Consider the following 14,768-nt stretch of genomic DNA (forward strand, 5'->3'; position numbering starts at 1 on the left):
CCACAGGGTGCGCCGCGCGGCGCCGGCCTTCTTCAGTGCGTCGCGCCGCGCCGCGCTTCATCGGCCTCTTCATGGGCCGCTTCATAGGCCTTCAAATGGCTATAGGCCACGCGCAGCACCGAAAGCGCATCACCGCTTTGCGCCGCGCCGCCGCGCCGGATCAGGTCGCCCAGCACGTGATCGGCCTCGGTGCGCGAGCCGTTCTGCACGTCGCGCAGCATCGAGGCCGTGAGCGGCGAGCCGGCCGCGAAAAGCATCGAACGCGAACGTTCCACGAAGGCGTCGCGCACCGCGTAGCCGTTTTCCGCCGCGGTGGCGCGGCATTCGGCAAAGAGGCGCTCGACGATCGCTTCGCCGTCGGGCGTCGAGAGAATGACGCCCATGGGGGCGCGGAACAGGCAGGTCGAACCGGCCAGCGAGGCAAGGAACACCCACTTCTCCCACATCTCCTGGAGAATGCGCTCGCTCGCCTTCACGTTGAAGCCGGCGTTGGAGAACGTATCCGCGATCGCCTGCGCGCGCGGCGAGATGCCGCCGCCCAGTTCGCCGAAGGTGATGGCATGCGAGTCGTTCAGATGCACGATTTCGCGCTCGGCATTCAGTGTGGAGGCGATCAGGCAAACGCCGCCCAGCACGGCCTGGGTGCCAAAGCGCGCCTGCAGGACGTCGAGATGGCGCATGCCGTTCAGAAGCGGCAGGATCGCCGTGGAGGGGCCGACGGCCGCCGCGAAGGACTCGATCGCGTTCTCGAGATCGTAGGCCTTGCAGCTGAGCAGCACGACGTCGAAGGGGCCGGCGCCGGCCAGTGCGTCCTGTGTGACGGACTTCACGTCGCGCAGCGTGAGATCGCCGCGGGGGCTGCGGATCACGAGGCCGGCCTCGCGCAACTGCGCGGCGCGCTGGGGCCGGACCAGGAATGTCACGTCACGCCCGGCGGCGGCGAGCCTGCCGCCGAAATAACCGCCTGTCGCCCCTGCGCCCACTACCAGAATCCGCATGTCTGCTCCTTGAATCGATTGTCTGTCAGGCTTCCCGCTGCCCGCGTCAAATTCGGGATGGCGATCATGCTAGAGCAAATCGGCGGGGTTTGCCGACGTCGGCACAGGCCACGGGATTTTGGTAGAGTCGCGGTTTTGACGACGGCTATACGGAGTACACGATGCGCCTCCTCCATACGATGATCCGGGTCGGCGACCTCGATCGCTCGATCAAGTTCTACACCGAATTGCTCGGCATGAAACTGCTGCGCCGCGACGACTACCCCGACGGCAAGTTCACGCTCGCTTTCGTGGGCTACACCGACGAGCGCAACGGCACGGTGCTCGAACTCACGCACAACTGGGACACGCCTTCCTACGACCTCGGCACGGGGTTCGGGCACCTGGCCGTGGAGGTCGAGGATGCGTACGCGGCGTGCGCGAAGATCAAGGAGCAGGGCGGCACCGTGGTGCGCGAGGCTGGCCCGATGAAGCACGGCACGACGGTGATCGCGTTCGTGACCGATCCGGACGGATACAAGATCGAGTTTATTCAGAAGAAGCAGTAAGGCTGTGCCTCGGAGGCGCCGGAATGGTCCGGTGCCTTCGCGGCGGCTTATTGGATTCTCAGCAGAATGAATAATATGGACTGCTATGTATAAGCGGCGGCCTTCCGCCCGCATGGACTGCATCAACCGCATCGACCGCATCAACCCGCCTTCACATCTCCACCGGACACTGCTTCAGCGCCTTCCTCGCCTCCCGAAACTCCGGAAAGATCGACTCCACCGTCCGCCAGAACCGCGGACTATGATTCATCTCGCGCAAATGCGCGAGTTCGTGGGCGACCACATAGTCCACGACCGAGAGCGGAAAGTGAATCAAGCGCCAGTTGAGCCGTATCCGGCCTTCGCTCGAGCAACTGCCCCAACGCGTGGCGGCTGAAGACAGCGCATAGGACCGGAACGTGACGCCCAGTTTCGCTGCATATGCCGCAAGCCGCTCGCCGAACACCCGCATTGCTTCGCCCTGCAGCCAGCCTGTCACGCGGTCCCTGATCTGCTGCGAATCCGCGTGCGGCGGCAGCGGCAGTGCGAGCACGCGCGTGGTTTCGTCGAAGGCGAGATTGGCGGCTCCGAGCTGCAGCCGTATCGGCTTGCCGAGATAAGGGAGTTCCGCCCCATCGCCCCATTGCACGCGCGGCAGCGCACGCCGCTCGGTACGCGTTTGCCATTCGGCCAGTTTCGCGAAGATCCAGCGCTGCTTTTCTGCGATGGCCGTTTCGATGTCGGCGAGCGTCACCCAGCGCGGCGCGGTGATGGCAAGCCCCGTCCCATCGATCACGAAACCAATCGATTTGCGCGACGAGCGTTTGAGCTGGTAATGCAGCGTGTGGGCGCCGAGTACCACCGTGCGCAGGCGTGAGCCGTCCGGCGCAAGCGGTACTTTGTTCGGCGGCTGGGAAGGGGACAGCGCAGGGGATGGCGTAGCGGTGGGCGAGAGCGACGGCGACGGCAAGCCGGGGTGCCCGACCCCCTCCCCAAAAAGCGGCAAATCGAGCTGCCGGTTATCAAGCGCCGCAGCGGGCCGCGGCGTATTGGACTTCTGCATCGTCAGGTCGGTTGCGATTGATCGCGTGCTGCGCGTGGACGATGCCCGCGTCGCTCAGCGGCCCAATCGTGTCAGATACGAGTGTCAGATACGAGCCGTATGAGCCGACGCGCCATCCGTCTCGCGATACGCCTCGGGATCGATGCGGCGCATTTCGGCTTCGATCCATTGCTCCACGCGCGTATTCACTTCATCGGGCGAGAGGCCGGTCGTCTCGATCGGCTTGCCGATCGACACCGTGACTATACCCGGATATTTGATGAACGAGTTGCGGGGCCAGACGTGCCCTGCGTTGTGAGCGATCGGCACCGCCGGCGCACCGGTTTCGATCGCGAAGCGCGCGCCGCCGGTCTTGTATTTGCCCTGTTTGCCCACGGGCGTGCGCGTGCCTTCCGGGAACATGATGACCCAGGCTCCTTCAGCCATGCGCTGACGGCCCTGGCGCGTCACCGAATCGAATGCGTGCTTGCCTTCCTTGCGGTTGATGTGAACCATCTTTAGCATGCCGAGCGCCCAGCCGAAGAACGGCACGTAGAGCAGCTCGCGCTTGAAGACATAGCACAGCGGCCGCGGCATCAGCGCCGGAAACGCCAGCGTTTCCCACGCCGACTGGTGCTTCGAGAGCAGCACGGCCGGTCCGTCGGGAAGATTTTCCCAGCCCTCGATGCGGTAGCGGATGCCGTTGAGCCAGCGCGTGACGAAGAGCGTCGAGCGGCACCAGCCTGCTGCCATCCAGTAGCGCCGGTCGGCGCTCAGGAACGGGAACGCGATGAAGCACGCCGTTGCGTACGGCATCGTGTACACGATGAAGTAGATGAACAGCAGCAGGGAGCGGAGAAAGCGCATCGGTCGGGGCGGAAGGGTTGGGCGGGCGGCGTGCTTCAGGTGCGTGTCGGGTACGTATCAGGCACGTATCCGGCACGCGCCGCGCTGGCCGTTCAGGTTAGCGTCGTGTGCGTCAGGCCGGCTCGCTCGCAAGGAAGTCGAGTGCGAACCCGCGCAGGTCCGTATGGACCTGGGTGCCCTCGGGCAGGCCGCCTGCAGCGAGCGTCTTCTCGCCCTTGCCGGTGCGCACGAGGTGCGTGCGAAAGCCGAGCGCGGCGCCGGCCTGCAGGTCGCGCAGCGAGTCGCCCACCACGGCCGTTTCCTCGGGATCGATTTCAAAGCGCTCGGCGATCGTCTTCAGCATGCCGGGCTTCGGCTTGCGGCAGTCGCAGTGGTCCTGCGCCGTGTGCGGGCAGAAGAACACGGCGTCGATCCGGCCACCCACGGCCGCCGCGAGGCGGTGCATCTTCGCGTGCATGGCGTTGAGCGCGGCCATGTCGAAGAGCCCGCGGCCGATGCCGGACTGGTTCGTCGCCACGGCAATGCGATAACCCGCCTGGTTCAGGCGGGCGATCGCTTCGAGGCTGCCGGGGATCGCGATCCATTCGTCGGGCGACTTGATGTACGCGTCGGAATCGACGTTGATCACGCCGTCGCGGTCGAGGATCACGAGTTTTCTGCTGGAACTGGTCGGCATGGCGTCGCGCTCAGTGTGGGCTCGAGGGCATCAGGCGGCAAGCCGCGAGATATCCGCGACGCTGTTCATCTGCCGGTGCAGCGCCTTGAGCAGCGCCAGGCGGTTGGCTCGCAGCGCCGGGTCTTCGGCGTTCACCATCACGTCGTTGAAGAAGGTATCCACCGTCTCGCGCAGCGCCGCGAGCGCCGTGAGGGCGCCCGTGTATTCGCGCACGGCGAGTTGCGATTCCACGCGCGGCGCGACCTGTTCGAGCTGGGCATAGAGCGCCTTTTCGGCCGCTTCGACGAAGAGCGCGATCTGCACGCCGGCGTCGTCGGCGATCTCGGACTTCTTGAGGATGTTCGAGATGCGCTTGTTCGCGGCCGCGAGCGACGCGGCTTCCGCGAGCGCCGCGAATTCGCGCACCGCGTCGAGGCGCGCGACGATGTCGTCGAGGCGCGTAGGGTTCATCGCGAGCACGGCGTCGATTTCGGCGGCGGCGTAGCCGCGTTCGCGCAACAGGCCGCGCAGGCGGTCCATGCAGAATTCGTAGATCGCCGCCGTCGAGTCGGTCACGGCCGGCACGTTCGCGAACTGGGCCTGCGCCGCGCGCAGCAGAACGACCAGGTCGAGCGGCAACTGCTTTTCGACCAGAATGCGCAGCACGCCGAGCGCATGACGGCGCAGCGCGAACGGATCTTTTTCGCCAGTCGGCGCGAGGCCGATGCCCCAGATGCCCACGAGCGTTTCGAGCTTGTCCGCGAGCGCGACGATCGTGCCCGTCGGCGTGGCCGGCAGGGCGTCGCCGGAGAAGCGCGGCTGATAGTGCTCGGAGCACGCGATCGCCACTTCTTCGGGCTCGCCGTCGTGGCGCGCGTAGTAGGTGCCCATCGTGCCTTGCAGCTCGGGGAACTCGCCCACCATGTCGGTCAAGAGATCCGCTTTCGCGAGGCGCGCGCCGCGCTTCGCGAGCGCGACATCGGCGCTGGCCAACTGCGCGATTTCGCCGGCGAGCGTTTCGAGGCGCTCCACACGCTGCAACTGCGAGCCGAGCTTGTTGTGGTACACAACGTTCGCAAGCAGCGGCACGCGATCGGCGAGCGGCTTCTTCTTGTCCTGCTCGAAGAAGAACTTGGCGTCGGCGAGCCGCGGACGCACCACGCGCGCGTTGCCTTCCACGATCTCGACCGGCGTGTCGGTCGCGATGTTCGAGACGATCAGAAAGCGCGAGCGCAGGCGGCCTTCGGCATCGGTGAGCGCGAAGTACTTCTGGTTCGTCTGCATCGTGAGGATCAGGCACTCCTGCGGCACCTGCAGGAATTCGTCCTCGAACTTGCACGCGTACACCACGGGCCATTCGACGAGCGAGTTCACTTCGTCGAGCAGCGCTTCGGGCATCACGACCTTGTCGTCGCCGGCGGCGGCGATCAGCTGCGAGCGGATCGATTCGCGGCGGTCCGCGTAGCTCGCGATCACGGAGCCCTTGTGCTGGAGCGCGTGCGCGTAATCGTCGGCGCGCGTGATGGCGATCGTGCCTTCGGAGAGGAAGCGGTGGCCGCGCGTGGTGTCGCCGGCGTCCACGCCGAATGCACTCACCGGCACGATCTGGTCGCCGTGCAGCGCGATGAGGCGGTGCACGGGACGCACGAACTGCACGTTGCTGCCGTCCGGGCGCTGGTAGGTCATGACCTTCGGGATCGGCAGCTTCGTGAGCGCTTCGTCGAGCACGGCCTGCAGGCCGTCGGCGAGCGTCGCGCCGGGTGCGGCGTAGCGCAGGAAGAACGCTTCGTTCTTGCCGTCCGAGGCGCGTTCGAGGTCGCTTACCGGGAAGTCGGGGAAGCCGAGCGCCGCGAGTTTCTTCGCGAGCGGCGCGGTGGGCTGGCCGTTCGCATCGAGCGCGACCGAGACGGGCAGCACTTTTTCGCGCACCTGCTTTTCGGGCGCGACGCTGCGCACGTTCCTGATCGTTACCGCGAGGCGGCGCGGCGTGGCATAGCGTTCGAACGAGAGGTCGCCTTCGATCAGGTCGCGTGCGGCGAGGCGCTCGGCGATACCTTCGGCGAAGGCGTCGCCGAGGCGGGCGAGCGCTTTCGGCGGCAGTTCCTCGGTCAGCAGTTCGACGAGGAGAGTGGCGTGATGGGCTTGGGTCATTGTTCTGGTGATCCGGTCATTCCTCGTCGAACTTGCGTTCGACCTTCAGCGGCGGCGCCCAGGCGGGCATCGCGGCGTCCTGTTCGTCGGTGGTGAGGCCGGGCACGCCGTGCACCGGATTGCCGAGCATCGGGAAGCCGAGCTTTTCGCGCGAATCGTAGTACGACTGCGCCACGCTGCGCGAGAGCGCGCGAATGCGGCCGATGTACGCGGCGCGCTCGGTCACGGAGATCGCGCCGCGGGCGTCGAGCAGGTTGAACGTATGAGCGGCCTTGAGCACGAGTTCGTAGGCGGGCAGCGCCAGCTGCATTTCCATCATGCGCTTCGCTTCGCCTTCGTACGCGGTGAAGAACGTGAAGAGGAGATCGACGTTCGCGTGCTCGAAGTTGTAGGTGGACTGCTCGACTTCGTTCTGGTGGTACACGTCGCCATAGGTGAGGCGGCGGATCTCGGGGCCGTTCGGGCCTTGCTCTTCCCACTCGGTCCATACGAGGTCGTACACGTTCTCGACCTTCTGCAGATACATCGCGAGACGCTCGAGCCCGTAGGTGATTTCGCCCAGCACCGGCTTGCAGTCGAGGCCGCCCACTTGCTGGAAGTAGGTGAACTGCGTGACTTCCATGCCGTTCAGCCACACTTCCCAGCCGAGGCCCCAGGCGCCGAGCGTGGGGTTCTCCCAGTCGTCCTCGACGAAGCGCACGTCGTTCTGCTGGAGGTCGAAGCCGAGCGCTTCGAGCGAGCCGAGGTACAGGTCGAGGATGTTTTCGGGCGCGGGCTTGAGCACCACCTGGTACTGATAGTAGTGCTGCAGGCGGTTCGGGTTTTCGCCGTAGCGGCCGTCCTTGGGGCGGCGCGAGGGTTGCACGTAGGCGGCTCGCCACGGCTCGGGGCCGATTGCGCGCAGGAAGGTATGGACGTGCGAGGTGCCGGCGCCGACTTCCATGTCGATCGGCTGGAGCAGCGCGCAGCCCTGCTTGTCCCAGTAAGACTGGAGCGTCAGGATGATTTGCTGAAACGTGAGCATGAAATGCCTGCAGTTTGCTTTTTTGGGGGCAGGAAGCGACGGCTCCGGCGGCGCACGGGCGAAAGCGCCCGGCAGCCCTGGCCGGAAGACGGCCTGGTGCTAAAACCCTGAATTTTACCGGATCGGCGCGGCGTTGAGACCTGGGCCCGTATTTCGGGCCCAGGCTCCAGTGCGGATCGCTGCGGTGGCGCGGTTACGGCTTGCGGTCTGTCTTGGCGCGCCCGGGGCGGCCTGGCCCGAACGCGAAGCCGAATGCCAGCATCAGCAGCGAGATCGCGACCACGATGTTGTTGCCGCTCGTCACATAGGGCGTGAAGCCCGCCGTGCCCTCGATGTGCACGTCGAGCGAGCCCACCGTATAGACGGGCAGACGGGCGATCACGCGGCCATGGGGGTCGATGGCGGCGGTTATGCCGGTGTTGGTGGCGCGCAGCATCGGCCGGCCGGTTTCGATCGCGCGCATGCGCGCGATCTGCAGGTGCTGGTCGAGCGCGATGGTGTTGCCGAACCAGGCGAGGTTCGTCGAATTGACGAGGATGCCGGGCGATGTGGGGTTGTCGCGCACGCTGCGGGCGATCTCCTCGCCGAAGATGTCTTCGTAGCAGATATCGGCGGCCACCGGCTGGTTGTGCACGAGGAACGGCGCCTGTACGGGCGCGCCGCGCGCGAGGTCGCCCAGCGGAATATTGAGCAGGTTCACGAACCAGCGAAAGCCCCAGGGCACGAATTCGCCGAAAGGCACGAGATGGTGTTTGTCGTAGCGGTAGAGGCCCGGCTGGCCCGGCGTGATGCCGAACAGGCTGTTCGTGACGTCGACGAGGCGGCCGTCCGGCGTGATCGTGCCGCCCAGCGCGCCGAACAGGATCGCGGTGCCGGTGGAGTCGGCGAAGCGGCGCACCGCAAGCGCGAAGGGCTGCGGCATTTCCTGGAGCAGCACCGGGATTGCCGTTTCGGGCGTGACCACGAGGTCGGCGGGCTTCTGGGTAATGAGCGTCTGGAATTCGTCGAGAGCGGCCTGCATGCCCGCGTCGGAGAACTTCATTTCCTGCTTGATGTTGCCTTGCAGGAGGCGCACGTCGAGCGGCGCGTTGGCCGGTTCGGTCCACGGCACGAGCGGCAGCAGGAGGCCGGCGACGACCGCCGCCACGGCCACGATGGCCGGCACGACAGCGGCCGCGCGCGGGGCGCCCAGGCGCATTCCGGCGGACAAGGCCGGCTCGCCGCCCGAAGAACGGCGTTTGAGCGCCCACGCCCGCACGAGCGCCTGCACGATCAGCGCCGCGACGAGGGCGAGCACCCATCCCACGCCGTACACGCCGGCGATGGGAGCATAGCCCGAGAGCGGGCCGTCCACTTGCGCGTAGCCGCTCGAGAGCCACGGAAAGCCGGTGAACACATAGCCGCGGCCCCATTCGCCGAGCGCCCACGCGCTCGCGAACGCAAACGCGCCGTGCCAGGTGGGCGAGAACGGTGTGTCGCCCGCGCGGCCGTTGCTGGCGTGTCCCGCGCAGAAGGACCAGACGGCGACCGCGAGCGCCGGATAGAGACCCAGATAGAGCGAGAACAGCGCGAGCGCGGCGCCCGCGAGCGGCGCGGGCATGCCGCCATAGAAGTGCATGCTCACATACAGCCACCACACGCCGGTAACGAAGTTGCCGAAGCCGAACGCCCAGCCGGTCATGAGCGCGCTCTTCCAGCCGGTGGTGCGCGTGAGCCAGAAGTAGAAGCCCGCGAAGATCGCGATTTCGAGCCAGCCGCCGTGCGGAGTCGGGGCGAACGAAAGTGTGTTGAGCGCGCCGAGTGCGGCGGCGGCCAGATAGTGCCAGGCGGGCAGCGCGCGGCGCCGGGTGTCGTCGGCGGGTCGCGAGGCAGCGTTGGACGCGTGGGTGCGCGCGGGAGAGTCGATCGGTTCAGACATGGAATCGGTTTGCGCTCGGGTTTCAAGCAAACGCCGGCCCGTGGGCCGGCGTCTTCGGTTGGCGGCGGCATGGCGCGCTGCCGCCGGCGGTCATGCCGCTCGGTGTGACTGCTCAGTGCAGCCAATAGATGCGGCCGATCAGGTGCCCGGAGGCTGCAGCTCGCTTTCGCGCAGCCCGGCCATCGGGTCGCGGCGCACGAGCAGCATGTGGACCTGACGGGCGTCGGCGCGCAGCACCTCGAAAATGAGGTCGTCGATGCGGACCTTTTCGCCCCTGTGCGGCACGTGGCCAAAGTGATGCGTGACGAAGCCGCCGATCGTATCGACTTCCTCGTCGGAGTAATGGGTGCCGAACGCTTCGTTGAACTGCTCGATTTCGGTGAGCGCACGCACGCGGTGGCGTCCGTCCGGCGAAGCGATGATGTTGCCGCTTTCCTCGTCGAAATCGTACTCGTCCTCGATGTCGCCCACGATCTGCTCGAGCACGTCCTCGATCGTGATGAGGCCCGCGACGCCGCCGTACTCGTCGACGACGATCGCAATATGGTTGCGGTTCACGCGGAAGTCGTGCAGCAGCACGTTCAGCCGCTTCGATTCGGGAATGAACACGGCCGGGCGCAGCATGCCGCGCACGTCGAATTCCTCTTCGGCGTAATAGCGCAGCAGGTCCTTCGCGAGGAGCACGCCGATCACGTTGTCGCGGTTGCCCTCGTACACGGGATAGCGCGAGTGCGCCTTCTCCAGCACGAAGGGGATGAAGTCGTCGGGACGGTCGGCGATGTTGATCGCATCCATCTGCGCGCGCGGGATCATGATGTCGCGCGCGCACAGCTCGGAGACCTGGAACACGCCTTCGATCATCGACAGCGAATCGGCGTCGATCAGATTGCGGGCGTGCGCGTCCTGGAGGATTTCGAGAAGCTCGCTGCGCGAGTCGGGCTCGGGCGAGATGAAGTCGGTCAGCCGCTCGAGCAGCGAGCGCTTTTCCTGCGGTTTGTCGGTATGTCGTCGACTGGGATAGGAGTCGTTCATGGTGGTGCGCCCTCAAGCCCCTGAATGGCCGGGCGCGTTGTTGCGGAAGGTTAAGGATACATCATGCCGGTTGCGCGTCTGTGTCGCGCCGGATGGGTCACTCAATCCTAACGCAGATGTCGCGCCCTCGCGTGGTGGACGAAAAAGCCGCGCGCCCACCCTCAATCGTGATTTGGGTCAAATTTTGCCAAATCGTCACTTTTTTTGACAATCGCCTTTCAATGATTCGGCTCTAATCGATGTTTTGAGTGGCCGGTGTTCCGGCCGCCCGGCAAGGAGACGACTCTTGTTCCAAACATCGAAATTGCGCGCGACCTGGCTCGCGCCCGCGCTGCTCGTGCTGATCGGCGGTTGCGCGACCGAAGCCTCGCAGACCCTGCCGGTGCCCGAGGTGGCGGTCGCGCGCACGCCCTACGCGGGCAAGCCGGTTCCCATTGCCGTCGGCAAGTTCGACAACCGTTCGAGCTACATGCGCGGCATTTTCACCGACGGCATCGACCGTCTGGGCGGTCAGGCGAAAACCATCCTCGTCACGGCGCTTCAACAGAGCGGCCGCTTCAATGTGCTCGACCGCGACAATCTCGACGAGATCCGCCAGGAAGCGGGTTTCGCGAAGGAGGCCCAGGCAGTGAAGGGCGCGCGTTATGTCATTACCGGCGACGTCACCGAGTTCGGCCGCAAGGAAGTGGGCGACCAGCAGCTCTTCGGCATTCTCGGCCGCGGCAAGAGCCAGATCGCTTACGCCAAGGTGAGCCTGAATGTGGTCGATACGGTCACGTCGGAAGTCGTGGCCTCGGCGCAGGGGGCAGGGGAATTCAGCCTCTCGGACCGCGAGGTGATCGGCTTCGGCGGCACGTCCGGCTACGACTCGACGCTCAACGGCAAGGTGCTCGATCTCGCCATCCAGGAGGCCGTCAATCGCCTCTCCGAGCGTGTCGACGGCGGGGGGCTCGGCGTTGCCCGCTAGGCGGGGCTGGCCGTTACGCGAATCTTCCCCGAATCAAAAACAAACAGAGACCCACACGATGAATCCTGTTCCCTTCGCAGCGGCAGGCCGCAAGGCCGCGCTCGTTTGCTCGGCTGCCGCGGCTGCGCTGCTCGCCGGCTGCGCACAGCAAGCCGTCAAACCGCTCTACGGCTGGGATGGCTACCAGCCGCAGGTGTACGACTACCTTCAGGGCAAGTCCAGCCACGAAGCGCAGATCGGCGTACTCGAAGAGAGCTTGCAGACGATGCGCGGAAAAGGCGAGCGGCCGCCGCCCGGCTTTCACGCGCATCTGGGCGTCCTTTACGCGAGCGTCGGCAAGAACGATCAGGCGAGCCAGGAACTGCTGGCGGAGAAGGAGGCGTTTCCCGAATCCTCCCCGTATATGGATTTTCTGCTGAAGAATCTGAACAAGTAGGAGCCTGTGCATGACCCTCTTTTCACGCCTCAAATGGCTGCCCGTGCTGGCGGTGGTCGCGCTCTTCGCCGCGTGCGCCCAGCAGCAGCCGAAGCATGTCGACTACACGGCGTTTCGCGCCGCGAAGCCGCGCACGATCGTTGTCTTGCCGCCGCTGAACGAAACCGCCGACGTGAATGCCACCAACGGCATGCTGTCGCAAATGACGATGCCGCTCGCGGAGTCCGGCTATTACGTGCTGCCGGTTGCCGAGGTCGCGGAGACCTTCCGCGAGAACGGACTGACGACGCCGGCCGATATCCAGGACGTTTCTCCCGCAAAACTGCGTTCTATTTTTGGTGCCGACGCCGCGCTCTACACGAAGGTGACGCAATATGGCTCCGTCTATCAGGTCATCGACAGCAACACGGTCGTGACGGCAAGTGCGAAACTCGTCGATCTCGCTAACGGCGACGTGCTCTGGCAAGGCAGTGCGAGTGCGAACGGGAAGGAACTCGGCGACTACAGTGCGGGCGGCAGCTTGCTCGTGACGCTCGTGCAGGCCGCGGTGAAGCAGGTTGCGCACTCGCTCGGTGACGAGAGCCAGAAGGTTGCGGGCCTCACGAGCCGCAAGCTGTTTTCCGCCGGTCAGCCGGACGGATTGCTGTACGGGCCGCATTCGCCGAAGTACGGCACCGACTGATTTCGGCGTTGAGCCGAAGACTTCCGGTGCGTCGATCCGGGCGCAGCACGGGCGATCGCTGCGCCCGAGGCAATTCACACGAACCGCGGTGTTGCCGCGGTTTTTTTATGTGCAGCGCGCGAGCAACTGCTCCAGCGCCCGGTCCGGCATGCCGCTTTCGCGCAGCGCCTCCACGGTGCGCCGCACGTAGTCGAGCGTCGTGCCGTAGCGGCCGCTCGCGCAGCCGAGCACCGTGCGCACGGTCGCGTCGTTGAGCTTGCCGGTGTAGGTGGCCACGTCGCGGCGCATGACGAAGGCCAGCGCGGGCACGCGCCGGCCGTCGGCCAGCACGCACGGCAGCCACGCCGGCCGGTACGAGCCCATCGCCATTTCGCGGCGCCAGAGGGCTTCGAGATGCGGCATCACGCCCTCGGCGGCCAGCCGGAACGCGACGCCCGCACACGAGCCGCCGCGGTCGAGCGCGAGCACGAGCCCCGGCTGTTCGGGCGTGCCGCGGTTCACCCGCGACCAGAGGTAGAGGCCGCGGTGATAGCCATGCACGCGCGAGCGCACGTTTTCGACGGTCGGCAGCCCGGGGTTCCAGATCAGCGAGCCATAACCGAAGAGCCACAGATCGCTTGCGCCGTCCCAGCCCGAGAGCGCGCAGTCGAGCGAAGCCCGCAATTCGGCTTCGGTCAGGAGCCGCGACTCGCCGAGCGCCGGCGGATAGTCCGGGCAGGGCGCAGCGCCGCCTGAGAGCAGTTCGGGGGCCGGATCGGGGTCTTTGGCGCTCATGTCGTGCGGGCTGAACGGGCGGATTTGGGCGGCGTGGGCTTTCAGGCGTGAAGAACCGGCCCGCTCATTTGTAGGGATCGGGAAAACCGAGCGACGTGAGGATGTCGGTCTCGATGCCTTCCATCTCCTCGGCTTCGGCTTCGTCCTCGTGATCGTACCCCTGCGCATGGAGCGCGCCGTGCACCAGCAGGTGAGCGTAGTGCGCGGCGAGCGGCTTGCCCTGTTCGGCCGCTTCCTTTTCCACTACCGGGCAGCACAGGATCAGGTCGCCGGTGACGGGATCGTCCTCGCTCTCCGCGTAGGCGAAGGTCAGCACGTTGGTCGAGTAGTCCTTGCCGCGATACGTGCGGTTGAGCGTGCGGCCTTCCTCGGCATCGACGAAGCGCACCGTGAGTTCGGCGTCGGCGAAGAGCGCTGCCTTCACCCACGCCGCCACCGTCGCGCGCGGCAGCGCCGCCTTGTGCTGCGGGAACGCCTTTGCGGCGGGGAACTGCACGGTCAGTTTGAGTCTCGGTGTGCGGGCCATAAAAGCTAAAGCAGCGCTTGCGGTCGTGCGGGCAGTGAGCGACGAATCAGCGGGCGTCGGCGGTGCCTTCGTCCTTCTTCGCGTGGGCGTCGTAGGCTTCGACGATACGCGCGACGAGCGGATGGCGCACGACGTCTGCACTCGTGAAGCGCGTGAGCGCGATGCCGCGCACGTTCGCGAGCACGTGCTGCGCTTCGACGAGGCCGCTCTTGTGGCCGCGCGGCAGGTCCACCTGGGTGGTGTCGCCGGTCACGACGGCCTTCGAGCCGAAGCCGATCCGCGTGAGGAACATCTTCATCTGCTCGGGCGTGGTGTTCTGCGCCTCGTCGAGGATGATGAACGCGTGATTGAGCGTGCGGCCGCGCATGTACGCGAGCGGCGCGATCTCGATCATCTGGCGCTCGAACATCTTCGCGGTCTTGTCGAAGCCGAGCAGGTCGTAGAGCGCGTCGTAGAGCGGGCGCAGATACGGATCGACCTTCTGCGCGAGATCGCCCGGCAAGAAGCCGAGACGCTCGCCCGCTTCCACGGCCGGGCGCGTGAGCACGATGCGCTTGACCTGGTCGCGCTCCAGCGCGTCCACGGCGCAGGCCACGGCGAGATAGGTCTTGCCGGTGCCGGCCGGCCCGATGCCGAACGTCACGTCGTGCGAGATGATCTGCTTCAGATACTCGCGCTGTGCGGGCGTGCGCCCGCGCAGGTCGGCGCGGCGCGTGTAGAGCTTCGGGCCCAGTTCTTCGGCGTCGAGCCCTTCGCGCACCGGTTCGTCGAACGGATGGTCGGGGTCGCCGCGAAAGCGCGGGTCGATCTCCACGGCGTCGTTGCTGCCGTTGCTGGCGGCGGTGCCGTTGCCGCGGCTGCGCGGGTCGTTCGCCGGATTGCCGCCGAAGCGGGCAGGATGGCGCGCTTCCACCAGCGCGAGCTGGATGTCGTCGACGGACAGCGGATCGCGGGCCTGGTTGTAGAAGTTTTCGAGTGCGGCGAGCGCGAGTTTCGCGCCGCGGCCGCGTATCGCGATCCGGTGGCCGCGGCGCGCGAGCGTCACGTCGAGCGCCTGTTCGATCTGCCGCAGGTTCTCGTCGAGCGGGCCGCACAGATTCGCGAGCCGCGCGTTGTCCTCGCGCGGCGCGGTGAATTCCAGTTGCTGCTGTTGGTTCTTCAAGGTAGCG

Annotated in this window: 15 protein-coding genes; 4 read left to right on the forward strand and 11 right to left on the reverse strand. The window is 66.3% G+C overall.

Annotation, left to right across the window (positions count from 1 at the left end):
* Positions 1–32: 32 nt before the first annotated feature.
* Positions 33–998 carry a 2-dehydropantoate 2-reductase gene (panE, locus tag U5760_RS24235; RefSeq protein WP_322014848.1) on the reverse strand — a complete coding sequence of 322 codons (966 nt, stop codon included), beginning with the start codon at positions 996–998 and terminating at the stop codon, positions 33–35.
* A 161-nt stretch (positions 999–1,159) separates the two neighbouring features.
* Here panE and gloA point away from each other — a divergent pair, with 161 nt between their 5' ends.
* Positions 1,160–1,546, forward strand: coding sequence for a lactoylglutathione lyase (gloA, locus tag U5760_RS24240; protein WP_322014849.1), 387 nt, complete (start codon positions 1,160–1,162; stop codon positions 1,544–1,546).
* 151 nt (positions 1,547–1,697) lie between these two features.
* Here the strand turns inward: gloA and U5760_RS24245 are convergent, their stop codons facing one another.
* The 7 genes from U5760_RS24245 to U5760_RS24275 all read right to left on the reverse strand — a co-directional run bounded on the left by U5760_RS24245 (position 1,698) and on the right by U5760_RS24275 (position 10,214).
* Entirely contained in the window at positions 1,698–2,588 is an 891-nt protein-coding gene (locus U5760_RS24245) for a SprT family zinc-dependent metalloprotease (RefSeq protein WP_322014850.1), read from the reverse strand.
* Positions 2,589–2,672: 84 nt separating this feature from the next.
* Complete coding sequence (locus tag U5760_RS24250; protein WP_322014851.1) at positions 2,673–3,434, reverse strand: lysophospholipid acyltransferase family protein; 762 nt, start codon at positions 3,432–3,434, stop codon at positions 2,673–2,675.
* Between the two features lie 112 nt (positions 3,435–3,546).
* The gene (gene gmhB / locus U5760_RS24255) at positions 3,547–4,110 is read right to left on the reverse strand and encodes a D-glycero-beta-D-manno-heptose 1,7-bisphosphate 7-phosphatase (protein WP_322014852.1); all 564 of its coding nucleotides are present in this window, start codon (positions 4,108–4,110) and stop codon (positions 3,547–3,549) included.
* A gap of 30 nt (positions 4,111–4,140) precedes the next feature.
* On the reverse strand, positions 4,141–6,240 hold the full coding sequence (gene glyS / locus U5760_RS24260) for a glycine--tRNA ligase subunit beta (RefSeq protein WP_322014853.1): 2,100 nt from the start codon (positions 6,238–6,240) through the stop codon (positions 4,141–4,143).
* Positions 6,241–6,256: 16 nt separating this feature from the next.
* On the reverse strand, positions 6,257–7,264 hold the full coding sequence (glyQ, locus tag U5760_RS24265) for a glycine--tRNA ligase subunit alpha (protein ID WP_322014854.1): 1,008 nt from the start codon (positions 7,262–7,264) through the stop codon (positions 6,257–6,259).
* A 193-nt stretch (positions 7,265–7,457) separates the two neighbouring features.
* A complete protein-coding gene (gene lnt, locus U5760_RS24270) occupies positions 7,458–9,182 on the reverse strand; it encodes an apolipoprotein N-acyltransferase (protein WP_322014855.1) in 1,725 nt (574 codons plus the stop codon).
* Between the two features lie 138 nt (positions 9,183–9,320).
* Complete coding sequence (locus tag U5760_RS24275) at positions 9,321–10,214, reverse strand: HlyC/CorC family transporter (protein ID WP_322014856.1); 894 nt, start codon at positions 10,212–10,214, stop codon at positions 9,321–9,323.
* Positions 10,215–10,518: 304 nt separating this feature from the next.
* Here U5760_RS24275 and U5760_RS24280 point away from each other — a divergent pair, with 304 nt between their 5' ends.
* The 3 genes from U5760_RS24280 to U5760_RS24290 are packed head-to-tail and all read left to right on the forward strand — an operon-like array spanning position 10,519 to position 12,299.
* A complete protein-coding gene (locus U5760_RS24280; protein ID WP_322014994.1) occupies positions 10,519–11,181 on the forward strand; it encodes a CsgG/HfaB family protein in 663 nt (220 codons plus the stop codon).
* A 58-nt stretch (positions 11,182–11,239) separates the two neighbouring features.
* Positions 11,240–11,617, forward strand: coding sequence for a DUF4810 domain-containing protein (locus U5760_RS24285; protein ID WP_322014857.1), 378 nt, complete (start codon positions 11,240–11,242; stop codon positions 11,615–11,617).
* Between the two features lie 10 nt (positions 11,618–11,627).
* Positions 11,628–12,299: a DUF799 domain-containing protein gene (locus U5760_RS24290; protein WP_322014858.1), complete on the forward strand. Its 672-nt coding sequence runs from the start codon at positions 11,628–11,630 to the stop codon at positions 12,297–12,299.
* Positions 12,300–12,404: 105 nt separating this feature from the next.
* Here the strand turns inward: U5760_RS24290 and U5760_RS24295 are convergent, their stop codons facing one another.
* From U5760_RS24295 to U5760_RS24305, 3 genes are all read right to left on the reverse strand, one after another.
* Positions 12,405–13,073, reverse strand: a complete 669-nt coding sequence (locus tag U5760_RS24295; protein WP_322014859.1) for a gamma-glutamylcyclotransferase — start codon at positions 13,071–13,073, stop codon at positions 12,405–12,407.
* Positions 13,074–13,137: 64 nt separating this feature from the next.
* Entirely contained in the window at positions 13,138–13,599 is a 462-nt protein-coding gene (gene ybeY, locus U5760_RS24300; RefSeq protein WP_322014860.1) for an rRNA maturation RNase YbeY, read from the reverse strand.
* Positions 13,600–13,645: 46 nt separating this feature from the next.
* Positions 13,646–14,761 carry a PhoH family protein gene (locus U5760_RS24305; RefSeq protein WP_322014861.1) on the reverse strand — a complete coding sequence of 372 codons (1,116 nt, stop codon included), beginning with the start codon at positions 14,759–14,761 and terminating at the stop codon, positions 13,646–13,648.
* Positions 14,762–14,768 lie beyond the last annotated feature (7 nt).

The sequence above is a fragment of the Paraburkholderia sp. J12 genome, assembly GCF_905220215.1.
GTDB lineage: Bacteria > Pseudomonadota > Gammaproteobacteria > Burkholderiales > Burkholderiaceae > Paraburkholderia.

Bases quoted from the DNA above. Each gene is read 5' to 3' on its own strand.
- U5760_RS24245 (WP_322014850.1), bottom strand. From the start codon at position 2,588: ATGCAGAAGTCCAATACGCCGCGGCCCGCTGCGGCGCTTGATAACCGG.
- U5760_RS24290 (WP_322014858.1), top strand. From the start codon at position 11,628: ATGACCCTCTTTTCACGCCTCAAATGGCTGCCCGTGCTGGCGGTGGTC.
- glyS (WP_322014853.1), bottom strand. From the start codon at position 6,240: ATGACCCAAGCCCATCACGCCACTCTCCTCGTCGAACTGCTGACCGAG.
- U5760_RS24295 (WP_322014859.1), bottom strand. From the start codon at position 13,073: ATGAGCGCCAAAGACCCCGATCCGGCCCCCGAACTGCTCTCAGGCGGC.
- glyQ (WP_322014854.1), bottom strand. From the start codon at position 7,264: ATGCTCACGTTTCAGCAAATCATCCTGACGCTCCAGTCTTACTGGGAC.
- U5760_RS24285 (WP_322014857.1), top strand. From the start codon at position 11,240: ATGAATCCTGTTCCCTTCGCAGCGGCAGGCCGCAAGGCCGCGCTCGTT.
- gloA (WP_322014849.1), top strand. From the start codon at position 1,160: ATGCGCCTCCTCCATACGATGATCCGGGTCGGCGACCTCGATCGCTCG.
- U5760_RS24250 (WP_322014851.1), bottom strand. From the start codon at position 3,434: ATGCGCTTTCTCCGCTCCCTGCTGCTGTTCATCTACTTCATCGTGTAC.
- ybeY (WP_322014860.1), bottom strand. From the start codon at position 13,599: ATGGCCCGCACACCGAGACTCAAACTGACCGTGCAGTTCCCCGCCGCA.
- panE (WP_322014848.1), bottom strand. From the start codon at position 998: ATGCGGATTCTGGTAGTGGGCGCAGGGGCGACAGGCGGTTATTTCGGC.
- lnt (WP_322014855.1), bottom strand. From the start codon at position 9,182: ATGTCTGAACCGATCGACTCTCCCGCGCGCACCCACGCGTCCAACGCT.
- U5760_RS24275 (WP_322014856.1), bottom strand. From the start codon at position 10,214: ATGAACGACTCCTATCCCAGTCGACGACATACCGACAAACCGCAGGAA.
- gmhB (WP_322014852.1), bottom strand. From the start codon at position 4,110: ATGCCGACCAGTTCCAGCAGAAAACTCGTGATCCTCGACCGCGACGGC.